The sequence below is a fragment of the Mesorhizobium delmotii genome (assembly GCF_900149755.1).
Classification (GTDB): Bacteria; Pseudomonadota; Alphaproteobacteria; order Rhizobiales; family Rhizobiaceae; genus Mesorhizobium; species Mesorhizobium delmotii.
On the sequence record NZ_FUIG01000026.1, the window covers coordinates 193,785 to 214,430 of the forward strand.

Annotated in this window: 19 protein-coding genes; 15 read left to right on the plus strand and 4 right to left on the minus strand. The window is 63.7% G+C overall.

Annotated features, from left to right (window positions below):
• Window positions 1-6: 6 nt before the first annotated feature.
• The gene (gene zapE / locus BQ8482_RS17610; protein WP_123148791.1) at window positions 7-1,209 is read left to right on the plus strand and encodes a cell division protein ZapE; all 1,203 of its coding nucleotides are present in this window, start codon (window positions 7-9) and stop codon (window positions 1,207-1,209) included.
• Window positions 1,210-1,289: 80 nt separating this feature from the next.
• Here zapE and BQ8482_RS17615 read toward each other — a convergent pair whose 3' ends face one another.
• The gene (locus BQ8482_RS17615) at window positions 1,290-1,718 is read right to left on the minus strand and encodes a GNAT family N-acetyltransferase (RefSeq protein WP_123148792.1); all 429 of its coding nucleotides are present in this window, start codon (window positions 1,716-1,718) and stop codon (window positions 1,290-1,292) included.
• A 218-nt stretch (window positions 1,719-1,936) separates the two neighbouring features.
• Between BQ8482_RS17615 and mdh the strand changes: the two genes are divergently transcribed.
• The 9 genes from mdh (at window position 1,937) to lpdA (ending at window position 12,662) form a co-directional block, all read left to right on the plus strand.
• Window positions 1,937-2,905, plus strand: coding sequence for a malate dehydrogenase (gene mdh / locus BQ8482_RS17620; RefSeq protein ID WP_123148793.1), 969 nt, complete (start codon window positions 1,937-1,939; stop codon window positions 2,903-2,905).
• A gap of 31 nt (window positions 2,906-2,936) precedes the next feature.
• On the plus strand, window positions 2,937-4,130 hold the full coding sequence (sucC, locus tag BQ8482_RS17625) for an ADP-forming succinate--CoA ligase subunit beta (protein ID WP_123148794.1): 1,194 nt from the start codon (window positions 2,937-2,939) through the stop codon (window positions 4,128-4,130).
• Between the two features lie 4 nt (window positions 4,131-4,134).
• Window positions 4,135-4,449, plus strand: coding sequence for a cupin domain-containing protein (locus BQ8482_RS17630; RefSeq protein ID WP_123148795.1), 315 nt, complete (start codon window positions 4,135-4,137; stop codon window positions 4,447-4,449).
• A gap of 64 nt (window positions 4,450-4,513) precedes the next feature.
• Window positions 4,514-5,416 (plus strand): succinate--CoA ligase subunit alpha, encoded by a 903-nt coding sequence (gene sucD / locus BQ8482_RS17635; protein WP_123148796.1) that lies wholly within the window; start codon window positions 4,514-4,516, stop codon window positions 5,414-5,416.
• Window positions 5,417-5,564: 148 nt separating this feature from the next.
• The gene (locus BQ8482_RS17640; RefSeq protein WP_123148797.1) at window positions 5,565-8,549 is read left to right on the plus strand and encodes a 2-oxoglutarate dehydrogenase E1 component; all 2,985 of its coding nucleotides are present in this window, start codon (window positions 5,565-5,567) and stop codon (window positions 8,547-8,549) included.
• Between the two features lie 49 nt (window positions 8,550-8,598).
• A complete protein-coding gene (odhB, locus tag BQ8482_RS17645) occupies window positions 8,599-9,900 on the plus strand; it encodes a 2-oxoglutarate dehydrogenase complex dihydrolipoyllysine-residue succinyltransferase (protein WP_123148798.1) in 1,302 nt (433 codons plus the stop codon).
• Between the two features lie 45 nt (window positions 9,901-9,945).
• Entirely contained in the window at window positions 9,946-10,464 is a 519-nt protein-coding gene (locus BQ8482_RS17650; RefSeq protein WP_244602861.1) for a hypothetical protein, read from the plus strand.
• Entirely contained in the window at window positions 10,461-11,216 is a 756-nt protein-coding gene (locus BQ8482_RS17655) for an SDR family oxidoreductase (RefSeq protein WP_123148799.1), read from the plus strand. The genes BQ8482_RS17650 and BQ8482_RS17655 overlap by 4 nt, the downstream gene beginning before the upstream one ends.
• Before the next feature lie 39 nt (window positions 11,217-11,255).
• Window positions 11,256-12,662: a dihydrolipoyl dehydrogenase gene (gene lpdA, locus BQ8482_RS17660; protein ID WP_123148800.1), complete on the plus strand. Its 1,407-nt coding sequence runs from the start codon at window positions 11,256-11,258 to the stop codon at window positions 12,660-12,662.
• 720 nt (window positions 12,663-13,382) lie between these two features.
• Here lpdA and BQ8482_RS17670 read toward each other — a convergent pair.
• Window positions 13,383-14,450 (minus strand): TraB/GumN family protein, encoded by a 1,068-nt coding sequence (locus BQ8482_RS17670; protein ID WP_123148801.1) that lies wholly within the window; start codon window positions 14,448-14,450, stop codon window positions 13,383-13,385.
• Window positions 14,451-14,568: 118 nt separating this feature from the next.
• Window positions 14,569-15,507: a tyrosine recombinase XerC gene (locus tag BQ8482_RS17675; protein WP_123148802.1), complete on the minus strand. Its 939-nt coding sequence runs from the start codon at window positions 15,505-15,507 to the stop codon at window positions 14,569-14,571.
• A 132-nt stretch (window positions 15,508-15,639) separates the two neighbouring features.
• Here BQ8482_RS17675 and rimM point away from each other — a divergent pair, with 132 nt between their 5' ends.
• Together rimM and trmD are read left to right on the plus strand one after the other, a co-directional pair.
• Window positions 15,640-16,239: a ribosome maturation factor RimM gene (gene rimM / locus BQ8482_RS17680; RefSeq protein ID WP_123148803.1), complete on the plus strand. Its 600-nt coding sequence runs from the start codon at window positions 15,640-15,642 to the stop codon at window positions 16,237-16,239.
• The gene (gene trmD, locus BQ8482_RS17685) at window positions 16,236-16,934 is read left to right on the plus strand and encodes a tRNA (guanosine(37)-N1)-methyltransferase TrmD (RefSeq protein WP_123148804.1); all 699 of its coding nucleotides are present in this window, start codon (window positions 16,236-16,238) and stop codon (window positions 16,932-16,934) included. The genes rimM and trmD overlap by 4 nt, the downstream gene beginning before the upstream one ends.
• On the opposite strand, the gene BQ8482_RS17690 is transcribed toward trmD, so the two are convergent.
• Window positions 16,916-17,668, minus strand: a complete 753-nt coding sequence (locus BQ8482_RS17690) for a sulfite exporter TauE/SafE family protein (RefSeq protein ID WP_123148805.1) — start codon at window positions 17,666-17,668, stop codon at window positions 16,916-16,918. The genes trmD and BQ8482_RS17690 overlap by 19 nt on opposite strands.
• A 332-nt stretch (window positions 17,669-18,000) precedes the next feature.
• On the opposite strand from BQ8482_RS17690, the gene rplS reads away from it, so the two are divergent.
• From rplS to BQ8482_RS17715, 3 genes are all read left to right on the plus strand, one after another.
• Window positions 18,001-18,540: a 50S ribosomal protein L19 gene (rplS, locus tag BQ8482_RS17700; protein ID WP_123148807.1), complete on the plus strand. Its 540-nt coding sequence runs from the start codon at window positions 18,001-18,003 to the stop codon at window positions 18,538-18,540.
• Window positions 18,541-18,781: 241 nt separating this feature from the next.
• Window positions 18,782-19,579, plus strand: a complete 798-nt coding sequence (locus tag BQ8482_RS17705) for a transporter substrate-binding domain-containing protein (RefSeq protein ID WP_123148808.1) — start codon at window positions 18,782-18,784, stop codon at window positions 19,577-19,579.
• A 242-nt stretch (window positions 19,580-19,821) separates the two neighbouring features.
• Window positions 19,822-20,637, plus strand: coding sequence for an amino acid ABC transporter permease (locus BQ8482_RS17715; protein ID WP_123148809.1), 816 nt, complete (start codon window positions 19,822-19,824; stop codon window positions 20,635-20,637).
• The last annotated feature ends 9 nt before the right edge of the window (window positions 20,638-20,646 follow it).

A 20,646-nucleotide genomic window follows, 5' to 3' on the forward strand; every position in this document is an offset into this window, starting at 1 on the left:
TGACCAATGCATCTGCGTGACGGCCTTCAGACCCATGCGACCGTCCGGCAGCGCTACGACCATCTGGTTGTGTCAGGCCTGATCGACCGCGATCCGGCGCAGGAGCGGATCGTCGCGGCACTCGACCGGCTGATCGATGAGATCTCGGCAAAGCGGCTGGCGCACAAATCGAGCGCGCTGGGCTGGCTGTTCGCCCGCAAGCGCGAGACGCGCGAGGCCGTCAAGGGCCTCTACATCCATGGCGGCGTCGGCCGCGGCAAGACCATGCTGATGGACATGTTCTTCGAGTTGGTGCCGGTCAGGCGCAAGCGCCGTGTGCATTTCAACGACTTCATGGCCGATGTGCAGGACCGGATCCAGAAGCACCGGCAGGCGCGTAAAGAGGGCACCGTCAGGGAAGACGACCCGATCGCGCCGGTGGCCCGCGCGCTGGCCGAGGAAGCCTGGGTGCTGTGCTTCGACGAGTTTTCCGTCACAGACATCGCCGATGCGATGATCCTGTCCCGGCTGTTCTCGGCGCTGTTTGCCAACGGCGTCGTGCTGGTCGCGACGTCCAATGTCGCGCCGCAGGATCTCTACCGCGACGGCTTGAATCGCAAGCTTTTCCTGCCCTTCATCGGCATCCTGGAGCGGCATGCGCAGGTGCTGGCGCTGGACGCCGACAAGGACTATCGGCTGGACAAGCTCAGCCGCCTGCCGGTCTATGTCACCCCCGCCGATGCCGCCGCCGATGCTGTTCTCGACGAGGCCTGGGAAGTGATGACGCATGGCAGGCCGGCGGCCGAGGCTACGCTGACGGTAAAGGGCCGGCAGGTCGTGGTGCCGGGTGCCGCCGGCGAAGCGGCGCGGTTTTCCTTTGGGGATCTGTGCGAAAAACCGCTCGGCGCCCGCGATTTCCTGGCGATTGCCGGCCGCTTTTCGACCGTCTTCATCGATCATGTGCCGGTGCTCGGCGAAGGCATGCGCAACGAGGCCAAGCGCTTCATCTTGCTGATCGACACTCTATACGACCATCATGTGCGGCTGGTAATGAGCGCCGCTGCACCGCCACCGCAGCTGTACACGGCCAAGCGCGGCGCCGAGGTGTTCGAGTTCGAGCGCACAGCGTCACGGCTGATCGAGATGCAGAGCCATGAATGGCTTGAGGACTGGGTGGAGAGGCAGAAGGCGAAGGTGGTGCCTGTGGAGGCGAGGCAGGCGCAGGCCTAAACCTCGTTTCGTAGCGTTCCGGCAGGACAGAGGGGGTACTGTCCCGCCATCGCCAAAAGGTTCGATCCCGCTGTAATGCCCTACAACTTATACACATACATCACGAACGCCTCCGCCGGCCCATGTGGCTCATTCCGCGCCTCATAAAGTGCGCGCGCCGCGACATTGTGCGGCTCGGTGCCGACCCACGCCTCCTCGCAGCCATGCTCCCGGCCGAGCTCAAACATGGCGTCGAGCATGTTCGTCGCTATGCCCTGGCGCTGGAAGGCCGGCGCCACGCCGACTTCGTCGATGTAGAGTTCGCTCACCTTGTCCGGGTGGCGGTGGATGACGGCCGCGCATTGGCCGACGACTATGCCATCGGCCAATGCCACAATCATGAAATGACCTGATGAGGCGAGATAGGCGGCGAGCCGATCCGGCCTGACCGGTTCATCGAACACATCTTCGGCGATCCGCATCACAAGGGCGTCATCGCCGGGAAACAGCCTTCTTATTTCCATCTTCATTGCGTAACTTTCCCAAGTCAGCTCAATTCTTTTGACGCTTACGTAATTCCCGTTGTTTCTAACCGATTGAAATTATTCACTCCAAAATAATCGTTTGAATTTCTTCCGCGCTGGGGCTATTGGGGGCGGCGAAAATTCGCGGCTTCCCCGCAGCATTCCGGCCCGCTTCTTCGACGCCGTCATGGCGCCGTCACAGTCTAAAGGGACAACATCCTCACATGGCACGCAACAAGATAGCGCTCATCGGCTCGGGCATGATCGGCGGCACGCTCGCCCACATGATCGGCCTCAAGGATCTCGGCGACGTTGTGCTGTTCGATATCGCCGAGGGCATCCCGCAAGGCAAGGGGCTGGATATCGCGCAGTCGTCGCCGGTCGATGGCTTCGACTCCAGGCTGGTCGGCGTCAACGATTATGCCGGCATCGAGGGCGCCGACGTCTGCATCGTCACCGCCGGCGTGCCGCGTAAGCCCGGCATGAGCCGCGACGACCTTCTCGGCATCAATCTGAAGGTCATGGAGCAGGTTGGCGCGGGTCTCAAGAAATACGCGCCGAAAGCCTTCGTCATCTGCATCACCAACCCGCTCGACGCCATGGTCTGGGCGCTGCAGAAGTTCTCCGGACTGCCGAAGAGCCATGTCGTCGGCATGGCCGGTGTGCTGGACAGTTCGCGCTTCCGCTACTTCCTGGCCGAGGAGTTCAAGGTGTCGGTCGAGGATGTCACCGCCTTCGTGCTCGGCGGCCATGGCGATTCCATGGTGCCGATGATCCGCTATTCGACGGTCGCCGGCATCCCGCTGCCCGACCTCATCAAGATGGGCTGGACCTCGAAGGAAAAGCTCGACCAGATCGTGCAGCGCACCCGAGACGGCGGCGCCGAGATCGTCGGCCTGCTCAAGACCGGCTCGGCCTTCTACGCACCGGCCGCCTCGGCGATCGCCATGGCCGAAGCCTATCTCAAGGACAAGAAGCGCGTGCTGCCCTGTGCTGCGCATCTCTCCGGCCAGTATGGTGTCAAGAACACCTATGTCGGCGTGCCGGTGGTGATCGGCGCCGGCGGTGTCGAGCGCGTCATCGAGATCGAGCTCGGCAAGGCCGAGCAGAAGATGTTCGACAATTCGGTGGCGGCGGTGCAGGGCCTATGCGAGGCCTGCGTCAAGATCGCTCCGCAACTCGCCGCCAAGTGACCCGCCGCCAAGTGACCCGGAGATATCTAGCATGAACATCCATGAATATCAGGGCAAGGCGCTGCTGAAGGGCTTTGGCGTACCGGTGGCCGAAGGCGTGCCGGTGTTCGAGGCAAGCGAGGCGGAAGCCGCCGCCAAGGCGTTGCCCGGCCCGCTCTATGTGGTGAAGAGCCAGATCCATGCCGGTGGCCGCGGCAAGGGCAAGTTCAAGGAGCTCGGCCCCGACGCCAAGGGCGGCGTCAGGCTGGCGAAGTCGGTGGCCGAAGTGGTCGCCAACGCCAAGGAAATGCTTGGCCACACTCTGGTCACCAAGCAGACCGGCCCGGCGGGCAAGCAGGTCAACCGCCTCTATATCGAGGACGGCGCCGACATCGAGCGCGAGCTCTATCTGTCGCTGCTGGTCGACCGCTCGGTCGGCCGCATCGCCTTCGTCGTTTCGACCGAAGGCGGCATGGACATCGAGGCGGTCGCCCATGACACACCGGAAAAGATCATCACCGTCGCCATCGACCCGGAAAAGGGTGTGACGGCGGCTGATTTGAAAGGACTCAACGGCGCGCTGAAGCTTGACGGCGACGCCGCCAAGGACGGCGAGACGCTATTCCCGATCCTCTACAAAGCCTTTCTGGAGAAGGACATGAGCCTGCTCGAGGTCAACCCGCTGATCGTCATGAAGAACGGCCGGCTGCGCGTGCTCGACGCAAAAGTGTCGTTCGACAACAACGCGCTGTTTCGCCATCCCGACGTGATGGAGTTGCGCGACATCACCGAAGAGGACGAGAAGGAGATCGAGGCGTCGAAACACGACCTCGCCTATGTCGCGCTCGACGGCAATATCGGCTGCATGGTCAACGGCGCTGGCCTCGCCATGGCGACGATGGACATTATCAAGCACTATGGCGCCGAACCCGCCAACTTCCTCGATGTCGGCGGCGGTGCGTCGAAGGAGAAGGTGACTGCGGCGTTCAAGATCATCACCAAGGATCCGGCGGTCAAGGGCATCTTGATCAACATTTTTGGCGGCATCATGAAGTGCGACATCATCGCCGAGGGCGTGATTGCGGCGGTTAAGGAAGTCGGCCTGCAAGTGCCGCTGGTGGTGCGGCTCGAAGGCACCAATGCCGAACTCGGCAAGAAGATCATCAACGACAGCGGGCTCAACGTCGTCTCGGCCGACGACCTCGACGACGCCGCCAAGAAAATCGTGGCGGCAGTGAAGGGCTGATCTGGTGCCTCCGCACAAGATAAATCTCGTCGAGGCGGCGGATCAGAAGATCAAACAGGTCTTCGATCCCCATATCGCCGGCGACGTCAACGACGCCCAGGTCAAGATCGCCAAGTTCGGTGACGTCTTCGACTGGCACGCGCATGACGATGAGGACGAAGCGTTCCTGGTGCAGCGCGGCCGCATGCCGCGGTCGGTCGAGCACCGGCCGCGCTCGCTGAGCGAGGAGCCGGTGGTGCTGATGTTCGAGCCGGCGACGACGCTCAACACCGGCAACGCCAAGAGCGACCTCACCGTCGCCGACCTCAAGCGTCTCTGACTATGGCGGCTCTGACGATGACCGCGCAGCCTTCCTCGATCAACGGTTTGTAAAAAGGACCACCATGTCCATTCTCGTCGACAAGAACACCAAGGTCCTCGTGCAGGGCCTGACCGGCAAGACCGGCACGTTCCATACGGAGCAGGCGCTGGCCTATCACGGGACAAAAATGGTCGGCGGCATCCACCCCAAGAAGGGTGGCGAGACGTGGACCGGCGCCAAGGGCGAGAGCCTGCCGATCTTTTCCACGGTTGCCGAAGGCAAGGCAACGACCGGTGCCAATGCTTCCGTTGTCTATGTGCCGCCGGCGGGCGCCGCGGAGGCGATCCTGGAAGCGATCGAAGCCGAGATACCGCTGATCATCTGCATCACCGAGGGCATCCCGGTGATCGACATGATCAAGGTCAAGGCGAGGCTCGACCGCTCGACATCGCGGCTCATCGGCCCCAACTGCCCCGGCGTGCTGACCCCCAACGAATGCAAGATCGGCATCATGCCCGGCAACATCTTCCGCAAGGGCTCGGTCGGCGTTGTTTCCCGCTCGGGAACGCTTACCTATGAGGCAGTGTTCCAGACCACCAATGTCGGCCTCGGCCAGACCACCGCCGTCGGCATCGGTGGCGATCCGGTCAAAGGCACGGAGTTCATCGACGTGCTGGAGATGTTCCTCGCCGACGACGAGACCCAGTCGATCATCATGATCGGCGAGATCGGCGGCTCGGCCGAGGAAGACGCCGCGCAGTTCCTCAAGGACGAAGCCAAGCGTGGGCGCAAAAAGCCAATGGCCGGTTTCATAGCCGGGCGCACGGCCCCAGCCGGCCGCACCATGGGCCACGCGGGCGCGGTCATTTCCGGCGGCAAGGGCGGCGCCGAGGACAAGATCGCGGCGATGGAATCGGCCGGGATAAAGGTTTCGCCGTCGCCGGCCCGGCTCGGCACGACGCTGGTCGAAGCGATCAAAGGTTAGGGCAGTAAGGGAGTAGGGCAGTATGGGAGTAGGGGAATAGGAAGAACGGGACGAACGATGGCAAGTGCCTACTTTTCCCTACTGCCCTACTCCCTTACTGCCCTACTCCCCTCCAAAAAAGGAGACGGAGCCAGGCTCCGCGGAAAAAATGGCAAGACAAGATCAGGCCAACGACCAATTTTCGCTTACCTCTTTCCTCTATGGCGGCAATGCCGATTATATCGACGCGCTCTACGCCGCCTATGAGGACGATCCCTCTTCGGTCGATCCCGAATGGCGGGATTTCTTCGCGGCGCTGAAGGACGACGCCGGCGATGTCCGCAAGAATGCCAAGGGCGCCTCGTGGGCCAAGCCCTCATGGCCGCTGCAGGCCAATGGCGAACTGGTGTCGGCGCTCGACGGCAATTGGGGCATCGTCGAGAAGCACATCGAGAAGAAGGTCCAGCACAAGGCGGTGATGAACGGCGTCTCCCTTTCCGACGCCGACGTGCATCAGGCGACGCGCGATTCCGTGCGCGCCATCATGATGATCCGCGCCTACCGCATGCGTGGCCATTTGCACGCCAATCTCGATCCGCTCGGCATTGCCAAGCTCGAGGATTATAACGAGCTGTCGCCGGAAAATTACGGATTCACCGCCGCCGACTACGACCGCCCGATCTTCCTCGACAATGTGCTCGGGCTCGAATTCGGCACCATCCGGCAGATGCTCGACATATTGACCCGCACCTATTGCTCGACGCTCGGCGTCGAGTTCATGCATATTTCCGATCCCGAGGAGAAGGCCTGGATCCAGGCGCGCATCGAGGGCACCGACAAGGAGATCTCCTTCACCGCCGCCGGCAAGAAGGCGATGCTGCAGAAGCTGGTCGAAGCCGAAGGCTTTGAGCAGTTCATCGACGTCAAGTACAAGGGCACCAAGCGCTTCGGCCTCGACGGCGCAGAGGCGCTGATCCCGGCGCTGGAGCAGATCGTCAAGCGCGGCGGCCAGCTTGGCATGAAGGAGATTGTGCTGGGCATGGCGCATCGCGGCCGGCTGAACGTGCTCTCCCAGGTGATGGCCAAGCCGCACCGCGCCATCTTCCACGAGTTCAAGGGCGGCTCGGCCGCACCCGACGAGGTCGAGGGCTCGGGCGACGTGAAGTACCATCTCGGTGCTTCGTCGGACCGCGAGTTCGACGGCAACAAGGTGCACCTGTCGCTGACCGCCAATCCCTCGCATCTGGAAATCGTCGATCCGGTGGTGATGGGCAAGGCGCGGGCCAAGCAGGACTCCCTGTTCGGCCGCAGCCGCGAGGAGATCGTGCCGCTGGAAGAGCGCGCCAAGGTGCTGCCGCTGCTCCTGCATGGCGACGCCGCCTTTGCCGGCCAGGGCGTGATTGCCGAAATCCTCGGCCTGTCGGGCCTGCGCGGCCACCGCGTCGCCGGCACGCTGCATTTCATCATCAACAACCAGATCGGCTTCACCACCAATCCGCGCTTCTCGCGCTCGTCGCCCTATCCGTCGGATGTGGCCAAGATGATCGAGGCGCCCATCTTCCACGTCAATGGCGACGATCCGGAAGCCGTGGTCCACGCCACCAAGGTGGCGATCGAATTCCGCATGAAGTTCCACAAGCCTGTCGTGGTCGACATGTTCTGCTACCGCCGCTTCGGCCACAATGAGGGCGACGAGCCGGCCTTCACCCAGCCGATCATGTACAGCAACATCCGCCGCCACAAGACGACGGTGCAGATCTATGCCGACCGGCTGATCACCGAAGGGCACATCACCCAGGCCGAATTCGACAAGATGAAGGCCGACTGGCGGGCGCATCTCGAGCAGGAATTCGAGGTCGGCCAGCATTACAAGCCCAACAAGGCCGACTGGCTGGATGGCGCCTGGTCGGGCCTGCGCACGGCCGACAACCAGGACGAACAGCGGCGCGGCAAGACCGCCGTGCCGGTCAAGACGCTGAAGGAAATCGGCAAGAAGCTCACCGAGGTGCCGAAGGATTTCGAGGCCCACAAGACGATCCTGCGCTTTCTCGAGAATCGCCGCCAGGCGATCGAGTCGGGCGAAGGCATCGACTGGTCGACGGCCGAGGCGCTGGCCTTCGGCGCCATCCTGCTCGACGGCAACCCGGTCCGGCTGTCGGGACAGGATTCGGAGCGCGGCACGTTCTCGCAACGCCACTCCGTGCTCTACGACCAGCGCGACGAGACACGCTACATTCCGCTCAACAATCTGTCGGCGGCGCAGGCCGGTTTCGAGGTCATCAACTCGATGCTGTCGGAAGAGGCCGTGCTCGGCTTCGAATATGGCTACAGCCTGGCCGAGCCGAAGGCGTTGACGCTTTGGGAAGCGCAGTTCGGCGATTTCGCCAACGGCGCCCAGGTGGTGTTCGACCAGTTCATCTCGTCGGGCGAGCGCAAGTGGCTCAGAATGTCGGGCCTCGTCTGCCTGCTGCCGCATGGCTATGAAGGCCAGGGGCCGGAGCATTCGTCGGCCAGGCTCGAGCGATTCCTGCAGCTTTGCGCCGAAGACAACATGCAAGTGGCCTACTGCACGACGCCGGCCAACTACTTCCACATCCTGCGGCGGCAGTTGAAGCGGGATTTCCGCAAGCCGCTGATCCTGATGACGCCGAAGTCGCTGCTGCGCCACAAGCGGGCGGTGTCGACGCTGCCGGAGATGTCGGGCGAAAGCGCGTTCCACCGGCTGTTGTGGGACGATGCCCAGCAGCTCCCCGGCCAGGCGATCAAGCTCACCAAGGATTCGAAGATCCGCCGTGTCGTGCTCTGCTCGGGCAAGGTCTATTACGACCTCTACGAGGAGCGTGAGAAGCGCGGCATCAACGACATCTATCTGCTGCGCGTCGAACAGCTCTATCCGTTCCCGGCCAAGGCGCTGATCACCGAACTGTCACGCTTCCGCAACGCCGAGATGGTGTGGTGCCAGGAGGAGCCCAAGAACATGGGCGCCTGGTCGTTCATCGATCCGTATCTGGAATGGGTACTGGCGCATATCGACGCCAAGCATCAGCGGGTGCGCTATACCGGCCGGCCGGCCGCGGCGTCGCCGGCGACCGGATTGATGTCCAAGCATCTCGCCCAACTTGCCGCCTTGCTCGAAGATGCGCTCGGTGAATAGAACAGAGCTCGGTGAATAGAACAGAACCGACAGAAAACGGACAGGCACAATGGCTACCGAAATCCGCGTCCCCACTCTTGGCGAATCCGTCACCGAGGCGACCATCGGCAAATGGTTCAAGAAGGTAGGCGACGCGATCGCCACCGACGAACCGCTGGTCGAACTCGAGACCGACAAGGTAACGGTGGAAGTGCCGGCCGCGTCCGCAGGAACGCTTAGCGAGATCGCGGTCAAGGAGGGCGAGACGGTCGAGGTCGGCGCTTTGCTCGGCATGATTTCGGCGGGCGACGGGGCAAAAGCGGCAGCACCCGCGAAGGCGTCAACTCCCGAACCAAAGCAGGACGCGGTATCGCAGGCCTCGGCGCCGACCGCCGCATCCACTGTCAAGCAAGCAGCGGCCGAGACCGCCAAGATCGCCGGCGATGCCGGGCCGATCGAGGCCCGCACGATGCCGCCGGCGCCGGCGGCGGCGAAGCTGCTGGCCGAGAGCAATCTCGCGGTCGACCAGGTCTCGGGTTCCGGCAAGCGCGGCCAGGTGCTGAAGGGCGACGTGCTCGACGCGATCGCCAGGGGCGCGCCGTCGCAACCGGCCGAGACGCCGAAGGCCCCTGCACCGGTCGCCGCCCGTGCGCCGTCCTCGGCCGATGACGCGTCGCGCGAAGAGCGCGTGCGCATGACCAAGCTGCGGCAGACCATCGCGCGCCGCCTCAAGGAAGCGCAGTCGACCGCCGCCATGCTGACCACCTTCAACGAGGTGGACATGAGCGCGGTGATGGCGCTCAGGACCAAATACAAGGATGTGTTCGAGAAGAAGCACGGTGTGAAGCTGGGCTTCATGGGCTTCTTCACCAAGGCCGTCACCCATGCGCTGAAGGAAATCCCTTCCGTCAATGCCGAGATCGACGGCACCGACATCATCTTCAAGAATTACGCCCATATCGGCGTCGCCGTCGGCACCGAAAAGGGCCTCGTCGTGCCGGTGGTGCGCGACGCCGACCAGATGTCGATCGCCGAGATCGAGAAGGATATCGGCAGGCTGGGCATCGCCGCGCGTGACGGCAAGCTGTCGGTCGCCGACATGCAGGGCGGCACGTTCACCATCTCGAATGGCGGCGTTTACGGGTCGCTGATGTCGACGCCGATTCTTAACGCGCCGCAGTCGGGCATTCTGGGCATGCACAAGATCCAGGAGCGACCGGTGGTGGTCGGCGGCCAGATCGTGATCCGGCCGATGATGTATCTGGCGCTCTCCTACGATCACCGCATCGTCGACGGCAAGGAAGCGGTGACCTTCCTGGTCCGGGTCAAGGAAAGCCTGGAGGATCCGGAGCGGCTGGTGCTCGACCTCTAGGGGCCGGTCGAGTTGAGCCGGAGAATGGATCTGCGCCACCGAATGATGACCAGTTCCGCGCATTTCCGGTCCAGGGTGTTTTTCGCAGCTGTGCTCGCGGCCGGCGTCGCGCAGACGGGATCGGCAGCCTTTGCCGCCTGCCCGCTCGAGCTCGCCGTCTATGGCGATGCCGAAGGTGCGGCCGAGATCGATTTCAGGCCGACCGGCGGGTCGGCTGTGGTCACCAACACGTTCAAGATGGTGCTCGATAACGATGTCGTGCTCGACGGGATCGTCATGTGGACGGAAGGCGTGGCGCGGCCGCATGGTTCGCTGATGTACAAATGCCCGACAGGCGACGTCACCGGCGACGAGCTCGCCGCCTGCACGCTGTGGGAGGGGGTCGTCTACAGTGCTGACGACAAGGGCAACGTCGCTCTGCTGCCGGCCGAAGGCGTTGACGCGCCGAAGACCCTGATCTTTCCCGACCTCGGACCGTCACTGCAGAGGTCGACCGCCTATGGCGCCAACGGGTTTTCAAAGGTGCCGTGGGATGTTTTTTCGTTGATGGGCTGTCAGGAATGAGCGCGGCCAAAAAAGTGCTGCTGGTGACCGGCGGCAGCCGCGGCATCGGCGCTGCCACATCCATGCTTGCCGCCAAGGCCGGGTACCGCGTCGCGATCAACTATGCCTCGAACGAGGCCGCCGCCGCCGCAATTGTCGAGGCGATCGAGCAGGATGGCGGCGAAGCGCTGGCCATCGAGGGCGACGTCGGCAGCGAGGCCGATATTCAGGCGATGTTCGAGAGGATCGATCATGCCTTCGGGCCGCTCGACGCGCTCGTCAACAATGCTGGCGTGGTCGACCAGAGGGCGCGTGTCGACGAAATGAGCGGAGCAAGGCTGGAGCGCATGATGCGCATCAACGTCATTGGCGCCATGCTCTGTGCCTGTGAAGCGGTGAAGCGCATGTCGACCAGCCATGGCGGCAAGGGCGGCGCCATCGTGAATGTTTCCTCGATTGCTGCAAGAATTGGCGGGCCGGGCGAATATGTCGACTACGCCGCCTCGAAGGGCGCGATCGATTCGTTCACGATTGGCCTGGCGCGTGAGGTGGCTGGCGAAAGCATTCGCGTCAACGCGGTCAGTCCAGGCATCATCGACACCGAAATCCACGCCTCCGGCGGACAGCCGGATCGCGTCGACAGGATGCGTTACCTCGTGCCAATGCAAAGGGCTGGGACCACCGAAGAGGTCGCCGCGGCAATTCTCTGGCTCCTGTCGGACGGGGCGTCCTATACGACAGGCGCGAATTTGGAAGTGGGCGGCGGCCGCTAATCCCAGCCAAGGCTGAGTACCAGACCAGAAGGATAAATCATGGCTTATGACGTCGTTATCATCGGATCGGGACCAGGCGGCTATGTCTGCGCCATCAAGGCGGCACAGCTCGGCCTGAAGACGGCGGTGGTCGAGAAGGACGCGACCTTCGGCGGCACCTGCCTCAATATCGGCTGCATCCCGTCCAAGGCGCTCCTGCATGCGTCCGAGATATTCGCCGAGGCCGGTCATTCCTTCGACACGCTGGGCGTCGAAATCGGCGCGCCGAAGCTCAATCTGGAGAAGATGATGGCGCACAAGGACGCGACGGTGGCGTCCAACGTCAACGGCGTCGCCTTCCTGTTCAAGAAGAACAAGATCGACAGCTTTCGCGGCACCGGCAAGGTCATGTCCGCCGGAAAAGTGTCGGTGACCGGCGAGGGCGGCAAGGTCGAGGAGATCGAGACCAAGAACATCGTCATCGCCACCGGCTCCGACGTCACCGGCATCCCGGGGGTCAAGGTCGACTTTGACGAGAAAGTGATCATGTCCTCGACCGGCGCGCTGTCGCTGGACAAGGTGCCGGGCCACATGGTGGTGGTCGGCGGCGGCGTCATCGGGCTGGAGCTCGGCTCGGTATGGGCGCGGCTCGGCGCCAAGGTGACCGTCGTTGAGTTCCTCGACACCATTCTCGGCGGCATGGACGGCGAGGTCGCCAAACAGTTCCAGCGCATGCTGTCCAAGCAAGGCATCGAATTCAGGCTCGGCGCCAAGGTGACTGGTGTCGCCAAGGCCAAGAAGGGCGCCATCGTCACCTTCGAGCCGGTCAAGGGCGGTGCGGCCGAGACGATCGAGGCGAATGCGGTGCTGATCGCGACCGGACGCCGGGCCTATTCGGACAGTCTTGGGCTGAAGGAGGCCGGGGTCGAGGTCGACGAGCGCGGCCGGGTCAAGGCGGACGGCCATCTCAAGACCAATGTCCCCGGCATCTACGCCATCGGCGACGTCATCGCCGGGCCGATGCTTGCCCACAAGGCCGAGGACGAGGGGGTAGCGGTGGCCGAGATCATTGCCGGCCAGGCCGGCCATGTGAATTACGAGGTGATCCCGAACGTCGTCTACACCAGTCCGGAAATCGCTTCGGTCGGCAAAACGGAGGAAGAGCTGAAGGCGGCCGGCATCGACTACAAGGCCGGCAAGTTTCCGTTCAGCGCCAATGGCCGGGCGCGCGCCATGCTGCATACCGACGGCTTCGTCAAGATCCTGGCGGACAAGCAGAGCGACCGCGTGCTCGGCGTCCACATCGTCGGCTTCGGCGCCGGTGAGATGATCCACGAAGCGGCGGTGCTCATGGAGTTCGGCGGCTCGTCGGAAGATCTTGCCCGCACCTGCCACGCTCATCCGACGATGTCGGAAGCGGTGAAGGAAGCGGCACTGGCGACCTTCTTCAAGCCGATCCATATGTAGGCCTTCCCAAGCTACTCCGGCAGCCATCTGACGGCTCAAAGCAAAACGGCCCGCTGAAAGCGGGCCGTTCGTATTTGGAGTCAGCAGCCGATCACTGCGGGGCCGGTGCGGGCGCCGGAGCAGGCGCTGGCTCTGCAGGCGCCGGAGCAGGTGCCGGGGCAGGCGCCGGAGCAGGCTCTGCGGGTGCCGGGGCAGGTGCAGGCTCTGCAGGTGCCGGGGCTGGCGCAGGCTCTGCCGGAGCAGGCGTCGGTTCCGCGGGCGCTGGCGCCGGGGCCGGCGTGGTTGCGGCCGGCGGCTCACCAGGTGCTGGCGCCTCACCGCTTGTTCCAAAAACATAGTAAGCAACAATGGCCAGAATAACGACAACCAGGGCAATCAGCCAGCCGGTGCTGCCGCCACCCGACTTGGGAGGGGGTGTCGGAGTGGTGTACGGGTCGTTTGGATTCGCCATAAAAGTGTCCTCCGTGGGATGAAAAGTATCAATCAACACACATCAACGCGCAATCGTCGAACAGGTTTCACGCTAGGGATCGAAAACGCCAAAAACAGGGCAATCTTCGCCGGGAATCGTTTGTCCGCATGCACTTTACTCGCAAAATTCGCAGCGATCGAGCCAAAACAAACCTTTCGACCTTCCTGTACTCAGACAAGCCTTCCGTGATTCGGGAAAGGCATCGCCCCGAATCACGTCTTGCCGGGTCTGCAACTCGACCGTGCAACTCAGTCGACGGCAGTAACGGTGTAACCGGCCTTGCGGAAATCTTCGACCAGGCCTTCCGCGCCCGGAAGGTGCAAGGCGCCGACCGCCATGAAGGCGTTGCCCTTGGCGAGGATCGGCCCGGCATGATCGATCATCACCTTGTTGCGGCGGGTGATCATGGTTTCCTCGAAGGCGGCATAGCCCGCCGAATCGTCTTCGCCGCCGGGAAGGACGGCACGAAACAGCGGCCAGAGCATGCCGATGTCGCCGCGCTGGTAAAGCACGATCATGGTTTCGTTGACGTCGTTCACCCTGTTGCCGAGCTTCAATGTGTCGACGAGGCCCTTCATGTGAAAAGCGAGCGGCAGCGAGGCCATGGCGCGAAGCTGGTCGGCGACGGTCTCCAAGCCATCGACGGCCTTGCCTGAGGCTTTGGCGTCCTGCGCGAGCTTGATGTCGAGCACCGGCGCGCCGCCGGCCTGGCGGGCCAGTTCACAGGCCGGGAGCGCGACCATGGTCGACAGCATCCACGGTTTCATCTTGGCGACGCTGGCCGGCGGGATGCCGCGCGCGTCGAGCGCCTTGTTCACCGCCGCCGCATCGTCCGGCGACAGCAGCGAGGACAGCGTGGTGCTGTCGGTGAACATCATCAGCTCCGGCTCTTTCAGGAACGCCGCCATCATCTTCTGCTGATCGAGCACCTCCGTGGTCTCGATGACGACAGTGTCGGCAGCGTCAAAGGCCTTTTGCGCGGCGGGCGGCAGCGTGGTCACGCGCGGGTCGGTCATGTGCATGGTGCCGAACAGGAAGGACGGCCTTTCGCCCGCCTTTTCCAGTTTCCACAACAGGCCCCTGCCGTTCAGTGTTGCGGCCGCTTCCGTCTCGATCTTGCGGTAGGTGGCGGGGTCGTCCTTCTGCAAGGCCGACAGCATGTCGGCGCCGGCGCAGACCGGGGTTTCGGCGCGCGCCTTGCCGGCGGCGAGCAGCGCGATGACGAGGAAAGAGAGAAAAAACAGGACGTTGAGCGCCACGAGCAGCTTCAACGACGCAAGGGCCGTGCGGTCGGCGATGATAATGACGCGTTTCATGGCCGCTTTTTAGAGACAAAGAACGGCGAAACGGTTAACCGGGGCAGCAAAATTGTCTCGGACATCGTTCCACGGCTGATATCCTGGCTGCAACTTTGCGAAATCATGCGTCGGTCGGTTACGCCCGCGGATGGGCCGCTTCATAGACTTCGAGCAGCCTCGCGGTGTCGACGCCGGTGTAGATTTGCGTCGTCGACAGGCTGGCGTGGCCCAACAATTCCTGGATGGTGCGCAGGTCGCCGCCGCGCCCAAGCAGATGCGTGGCGAAGGAATGGCGCAAGGCGTGCGGGGTGGCGGTGTCGGGCAGATTGAGCGCCGAGCGCAGCTTGGCCATGTCGCGCTGGACGATGGCCGGGTTGAGCGGGCCGCCGCGGGCGCCGCGAAACAGCAGGCCCTTCGGATCGAGATGATAGGGGCAGAGCCGGCGGTATTCGGCGATCGCCCGCAGCGCGATCGGCAGCACCGGCACCAGCCGCGTCTTGCCGCCCTTGCCGGTGACGCGCAGCACCTTATCGCCGGCGGCCGACAGATCGGCGCCAGGCAGCCCGAGCGCCTCGGAAATGCGCAGACCTGAGCCGTAAAGCAACGTCAGCACGGCCGCGTTGCGGGCAGCGATCCACGGCTCCTCGGCCAGCTGGCCTTCCACCGAAACGACGTGTTTCGCATCGCTTGCCGTCAGCGGCTTGGGCAGCGACTTCGGCTGCCGTGGCGCGCGCAGTGCCGCAGCACCCGCCGCATTGACGAGGCCGCGCCGCTCCAGAAAACGCAGCAGTGAGCGGATGCCGGCGAGCCCGCGTCCGAGCGTGCGGGCGCCGGCGCCCCCGGCGCGGCGGGCGGCGAGAAAGCCGCGCAGATCGGCAGGGCGCAGATCGGCGATATCCGAAATGCCGGGCGAACCGCCGCAATGGCTTGTCAGGAAGTGCAGGAACTGGCGCGTGTCGCGCTCATAGGCTTCCACGGTTTCCGGCGACAGCCGGCGTTCGCGCGCCAGCATCTTCAGCCAGCTTTCGCGGGCCGCCAGAAGGTCTGGCTTGGCCGGGATAAGGAATTCCTGCATTGCGCTCTTCCGATATGCCGCTCTTCCATTCTGGGCCATCTTCCGGCAGCCGGGTTAGGAAGCTGTGAAGAGCCGCGTCATTGAAATGACAAGAGGGTGGAGCTAGAGCAAGGCCAAAGGATTTTTCCACCGATGACCAAACCGCAAAACCCTGTCCAGATGGCCGTGATCGGCGCCGCCCACGGCATCAAGGGCGAATTGCGCGTGAAAACCTTCACCGGCGATCCGCTGGCGCTGGCCGACTACGGGCCGCTCTATGCCACGGACGGCCGCGCCTTCCAGATCGTCGACATCAGGCCGGCCAATAACGTCGTGGTGGTGCGCTTCAAGGGCATCAGCGACCGCAACGCCGCCGAGGCGCTTGCCGGCACGGAACTGTTCGTCGATCGCTCGATGTTGCCGGACGACGGCGAAGAGGACGAATTCTATCATGCCGATCTCGTCGGGCTGGCAGTCCGGGACGATACCGGTGCTGACATCGGCAAGGTCGTTGCCGTGCATAATTTCGGCGGCGGCGACATTCTCGACGTGACGCTTGGCGAGCGCAAAGGCGTGCTGATTCCGTTCACGCAGGCTGCCGTGCCTGACGTGTCGATCAAAGAGGGCTTCCTCCGCATCGATCCGGCGGCGGCGGGCTTGATCGATGACGAAGACGGCGATGCTCCCGGCAGCGATGGTTTCGACCCGAAGGGCAGGCCGCGCGGGCCGAAGGACGCCGGGGGCAACCGGTGAGTTTTTCCGCCTCGGTGCTGACGCTCTATCCCGAGATGTTTCCCGGCGTGCTCGGCCTGTCGCTGGCCGGCCGGGCGCTGGAGGCCGGCACGTGGTCCCTGGAAGCAATCCAGATCCGCGATTTCGCCAGCGATCGCCATCGCACCGTCGACGACACGCCGGCCGGCGGCGGCGCCGGCATGGTGATGCGCGCCGATGTTCTGGCCAGCGCCATCGACCACGCCTCGCCGGCGGGTGATCCGCGCCCGCGCCTGCTGATGAGCCCGCGCGGCAGGCCGCTGACGCAGGCCCGCGTGCGCGAACTGGCCGCCGGGCCTGGCGCGGTGATCGTCTGCGGCCGCTTCGAGGGCGTCGACCAGCGGGTTATCGAGGCGCGGGGACTGGAGGAGGTCTCGGTCGGTGACTTCATCCTGTCCGGTGGCGAGCCGGCGGCGCTCGTGCTGCTCGACGCCGTGGTGCGGCTGTTGCCCGGCGTGATGGGCAACGCGGTGTCGGGCGATGAAGAGAGTTTTGAAAACGGCCTGCTCGAACATCCGCACTACACGCGGCCGCAGGAATTCGAGGGCCGTCAAATCCCCGAGGTTCTCACCTCGGGCAATCACAAGAAGATCGCCGCATGGCGGCGCGCCGAGTCGGAAAGATTGACGAAGGAGCGGCGGCCGGACCTGTTAGCTGCTCACCCCCTGGTGAAATAGTAAAAGGCCAGGAACACGCCGACCCCAACGACGAAGCCGCGCACGGCAATCTGTGGCACGCGCTTGGCGATCCAGACGCCGGCATAGCCGCCCAGCGCGCCGCCGGGTATCATGACGATGGCCTGCGGCCAGGCGATGACGTCGCCGGAGATGAAAACCAGGATGGCTACCGCCGCGATGACCACGGCCAGCATGTTCTTCAGCGCGTTCAGACGGTGATAGTCGCCGGGCTGGGTGAGGCCGAGCGTCGCCAGCATCATGACGCCCATGCCGGCGCCGAAGAAGCCGCCATAGACGGCGGTGGCGAATTGCGCCAGGGCACCGACCAGCGAACCCACTGCGGCCTCACGTCCCTGCTTGGGCGCCGGCCTCAGCCACGGCCCGGCGGCGAACAGCGCGGCTGCCGCCAGCAACAGCCAGGGCACCAGGACGCGAAACGACGGATTGTCGAGCGCCAGAAGGATGAGCGCACCGGCCAGTGCACCGAAAGCCGAGATAAGGCCGAGCAGCAATGCCGTGCGCCAGAAATGCTTGATGTCGGACCAGTAGGCGAGCGTCGAGGTGATGTAGCCGGGAAACTGTGTCAGCGACGAGGTGGCGTTGGCGACGATCGGCGGCAAGCCGACCAGCGACATGGCGCCGAAGGTTATGAACGTCCCGCCGCCGGCTATGGCGTTGACGGCGCCTGAGAGAAAGCCCGCAAAAAAGAGCAGGGCCGCATCGAGAACTGGCATGGAGGGTGTTGCCGCCGGAGGAAAGTCACGTTTCCCCGGCTTAAAAAGCTTGGGCCTTCGACGCAACCCCTGCGCTGAAAGATTGCAATGTCGGCCAACGACCAAAAAAGACACGGCGAAGGCGTGACAAAGCGTCGAAATAGCTGTATGTGCGCGCCGAACCGGAAGAACAATCTGCCGGACCCGTCAACAATGACGGTGTAGTCGCCCCTGCCCGATGTTCTCGAACCCAGATGTTCTCGAACGAAGGGCATAGCCGAGCGGTTAATGCAACTGCAAGGCGAGTGTCGGACGCTCTGACTGTCGGAAGAACAAGAAGTGGATTTGTAGAGATGGATATCCTCCGTCAGCTCGAGGCCGAACAGGCCGCCAAGATCGAAGCCAAGCGCAAGCTTCCCGAATTCCAGCCCGGCGACACCGTGCGCGTCCAGGTCCGCGTGACCGAAGGCACCCGCACCCGCGTCCAGGCTTATGAGGGCGTCGTCATCGCCCGAGCCGGCGCCGGTTTCCAGGAAAACTTCACCGTTCGCAAGATTTCCTACGGCGAAGGCGTGGAGCGCGTGTTCCCGGTCTATTCACCGATGGTCGAGGGCGTCGAGATCGTGCGCCGCGGCAAGGTGCGTCGCGCCAAGCTCTACTACCTGCGCGATCGTCGCGGCAAGTCGGCCCGCATTTCGGAAAACACCGGTGTGCGCGCCCGCAAGCTCAACGACGAAGAGCGTGATCTGCTGAACACCGAGAAGGCCCGCATCGAGGCCGAGAAGGTGGCCGCCGCGCAGGCGCTGGCCGCTGAGAAGGCCGCGCAGGACGCCGCCGAGAAGAAGGCCGCCGACGAGGCCGCCAAGGCCGAGGAAGCCGCTCCCGCCGAATAAGGGGTCTTCAAAACCTATGTTTCGAAAAGGCGGCTTCGGCCGCCTTTTTGTTTCGCGGGATGGATTCGATGCAATCGAAACGGATCGTTCCGTAATCGTTTGGTGAAAGCATGGGAGTTCATTTTCGCGCAAAGCGGCGCATCAAGCCGGCTTGCAAGGCGCTTGCGGAAAGCTAAAGTCGGCGCCGGATTTCCTGCAAGCCTCGACCATGTCGAGGCCGTTCAAATTCTCGGGGTGTACCATGACCAAATCGAAACTGCTGTTGGCCGGCCTGTTGGCTCTGATACTTGCGCCCGTCGCCGCCCTGGCGCAGGCGCTTCCCGATCTCGGCGGCAAGAAAGTGGTGGTGGTGACGGAGAACGCCTATCCGCCATTGCAGTTCATCGACGCCAAGACCGGCAAGCAGATCGGCTGGGAATATGACGCGATGAACGAGATCGCCAAGCGGGTCAATTTCCAGGTCGAGTACCAGAACACCTCTTGGGACGCGATGATCCAGGCGGTTTCCGACAACCAGTACAACATCGGCATGACCGGTATCACCATCAAGGACGACCGCAAGCAGAAGGTCGATTTCTCCGACCCCTACATGCGCTCGGAACAGTTCATGCTGGTGCGTGGCGATGAGAAGCGCTTCACCGACGCCAAGACCTTTGGCGCCTTCAAGGACGGGCTGATCGGCGCGCAGGCCGGCACCACCCCCTTCTACACCGCCGTCTACAGCGTACTCGACGGCAATGAGCAGAACCCGCGCATCAAACTGTTCGAGACGTTCGGTGCGACGGTGCAGGCGTTGAAGACCGGTGACGTCGACGTCGTTTTGACCGACGGCACTGCCGGCAAGGGCTATGTCGAGGCGTCCAATGGCGGGCTGAAGCTGATCGGCGGCCCGCTCGGAACCGAGGATTTCGGCTTCATCTTCCCGAAAGGCTCGGATCTGGTGAAACCGGTCAATGCAGCGATCGCCGCACTGAAGGCCGACGGCACGCTCGACGCGCTCAACAAGAAATGGTTCCTTGACTACAAGATGGGGCAGTAGCTGCGAGTGCCGGGTGATGCACAGGAGCTCACGCTGACTTTGCGCCCGTGCACCCCCCTCTGTCCTGCCGGACATCTCCCCCTCAAGGGGGGAGATCGGCTTTCGCATCGGCTTTCGCCAATTTTCAGCGTTGCAGAATGGGCGGCGACGTCAAGGCTGCCAATCTCCCCCCTTGAGGGGGAGATTGCCGGCAGGCCAGAGGGGGGCCACTTGGCTCGACGTTGTTTCGTCGGCGCGCCTTGATGGCAACCCCCGCATCTTCCACGTCCAAAACCGACTTCCCGTGGTGGCTTGCCGTGGCCGCGGCGCTCGCCGCGGCCACTGCCGTCTTCATTGCGGCAAGCGACCTCTACGCCCAGGTTTTCGCGACCGTCGCCAAGGGCATCGGCATCACCGTCTTCGTCACAATGGTCGCCTTCGCGCTGGCCTCGGCAATTGGGCTCGGCATTGCGCTGATGGGGCTGTCGGGGTCGCGCTGGCTGCGCCAGATCGCTCGCTTCTATGTCGAGATCATCCGCGGCGTGCCGATGCTGGTGCTGTTGTTCTGGATCGCCTTTGCCGGGGCGCCAGCCTTCGTCGCGGCGTGGAATGCGCTGACCGCGCCATTGCAAAATGCCGGCCTGTTCGGAGAACTGCTGGTGCGCGACGTGTCGTTGCTGTGGCGCGCCATCATGGCGCTGACCATCGGCTATTCCGCGTTCATCTCGGAGGTCTTCCGCGCCGGCATCCAGGCAGTCGAGAAGGGCCAGATCGAGGCGGCGAAGGCGCTGGGGCTGACGCGCACGCAGCGTTTCCGGCTGATCGTCTTTCCGCAGGCGATCCGCACCATCCTGCCGCCGCTCGGCAATGATTTCGTCGCCATGGTCAAGGATTCATCGCTGGTCTCGGTGCTCGGCGTCGCCGACATCACCCAGATGGGCAAGATCTACGCCGCCGGCTCGTTCCGCTTCTTCGAGACCTATTCGATCGTCGCCTATATCTATCTCATCCTGACGGTCGGCCTGTCGCTGGCCTTGCGGGCGCTGGAGCAGCGGCTGCGCCGCCAGCATGAGCAATAACCGGCAGGC

Excerpts from the sequence above, each read along its gene's own strand:
- zapE (WP_123148791.1), top strand. The coding sequence starts at position 7 with ATGCATCTGCGTGACGGCCTTCAGACCCATGCGACCGTCCGGCAGCGC.
- BQ8482_RS17615 (WP_123148792.1), bottom strand. The coding sequence starts at position 1,718 with ATGAAGATGGAAATAAGAAGGCTGTTTCCCGGCGATGACGCCCTTGTG.
- mdh (WP_123148793.1), top strand. The coding sequence starts at position 1,937 with ATGGCACGCAACAAGATAGCGCTCATCGGCTCGGGCATGATCGGCGGC.
- sucC (WP_123148794.1), top strand. The coding sequence starts at position 2,937 with ATGAACATCCATGAATATCAGGGCAAGGCGCTGCTGAAGGGCTTTGGC.
- sucD (WP_123148796.1), top strand. The coding sequence starts at position 4,514 with ATGTCCATTCTCGTCGACAAGAACACCAAGGTCCTCGTGCAGGGCCTG.
- BQ8482_RS17640 (WP_123148797.1), top strand. The coding sequence starts at position 5,565 with ATGGCAAGACAAGATCAGGCCAACGACCAATTTTCGCTTACCTCTTTC.
- odhB (WP_123148798.1), top strand. The coding sequence starts at position 8,599 with ATGGCTACCGAAATCCGCGTCCCCACTCTTGGCGAATCCGTCACCGAG.
- BQ8482_RS17650 (WP_244602861.1), top strand. The coding sequence starts at position 9,946 with ATGACCAGTTCCGCGCATTTCCGGTCCAGGGTGTTTTTCGCAGCTGTG.
- BQ8482_RS17655 (WP_123148799.1), top strand. The coding sequence starts at position 10,461 with ATGAGCGCGGCCAAAAAAGTGCTGCTGGTGACCGGCGGCAGCCGCGGC.
- lpdA (WP_123148800.1), top strand. The coding sequence starts at position 11,256 with ATGGCTTATGACGTCGTTATCATCGGATCGGGACCAGGCGGCTATGTC.
- BQ8482_RS17670 (WP_123148801.1), bottom strand. The coding sequence starts at position 14,450 with ATGAAACGCGTCATTATCATCGCCGACCGCACGGCCCTTGCGTCGTTG.
- BQ8482_RS17675 (WP_123148802.1), bottom strand. The coding sequence starts at position 15,507 with ATGCAGGAATTCCTTATCCCGGCCAAGCCAGACCTTCTGGCGGCCCGC.
- rimM (WP_123148803.1), top strand. The coding sequence starts at position 15,640 with ATGACCAAACCGCAAAACCCTGTCCAGATGGCCGTGATCGGCGCCGCC.
- BQ8482_RS17690 (WP_123148805.1), bottom strand. The coding sequence starts at position 17,668 with ATGCCAGTTCTCGATGCGGCCCTGCTCTTTTTTGCGGGCTTTCTCTCA.
- rplS (WP_123148807.1), top strand. The coding sequence starts at position 18,001 with ATGGATATCCTCCGTCAGCTCGAGGCCGAACAGGCCGCCAAGATCGAA.
- BQ8482_RS17705 (WP_123148808.1), top strand. The coding sequence starts at position 18,782 with ATGACCAAATCGAAACTGCTGTTGGCCGGCCTGTTGGCTCTGATACTT.
- BQ8482_RS17715 (WP_123148809.1), top strand. The coding sequence starts at position 19,822 with ATGGCAACCCCCGCATCTTCCACGTCCAAAACCGACTTCCCGTGGTGG.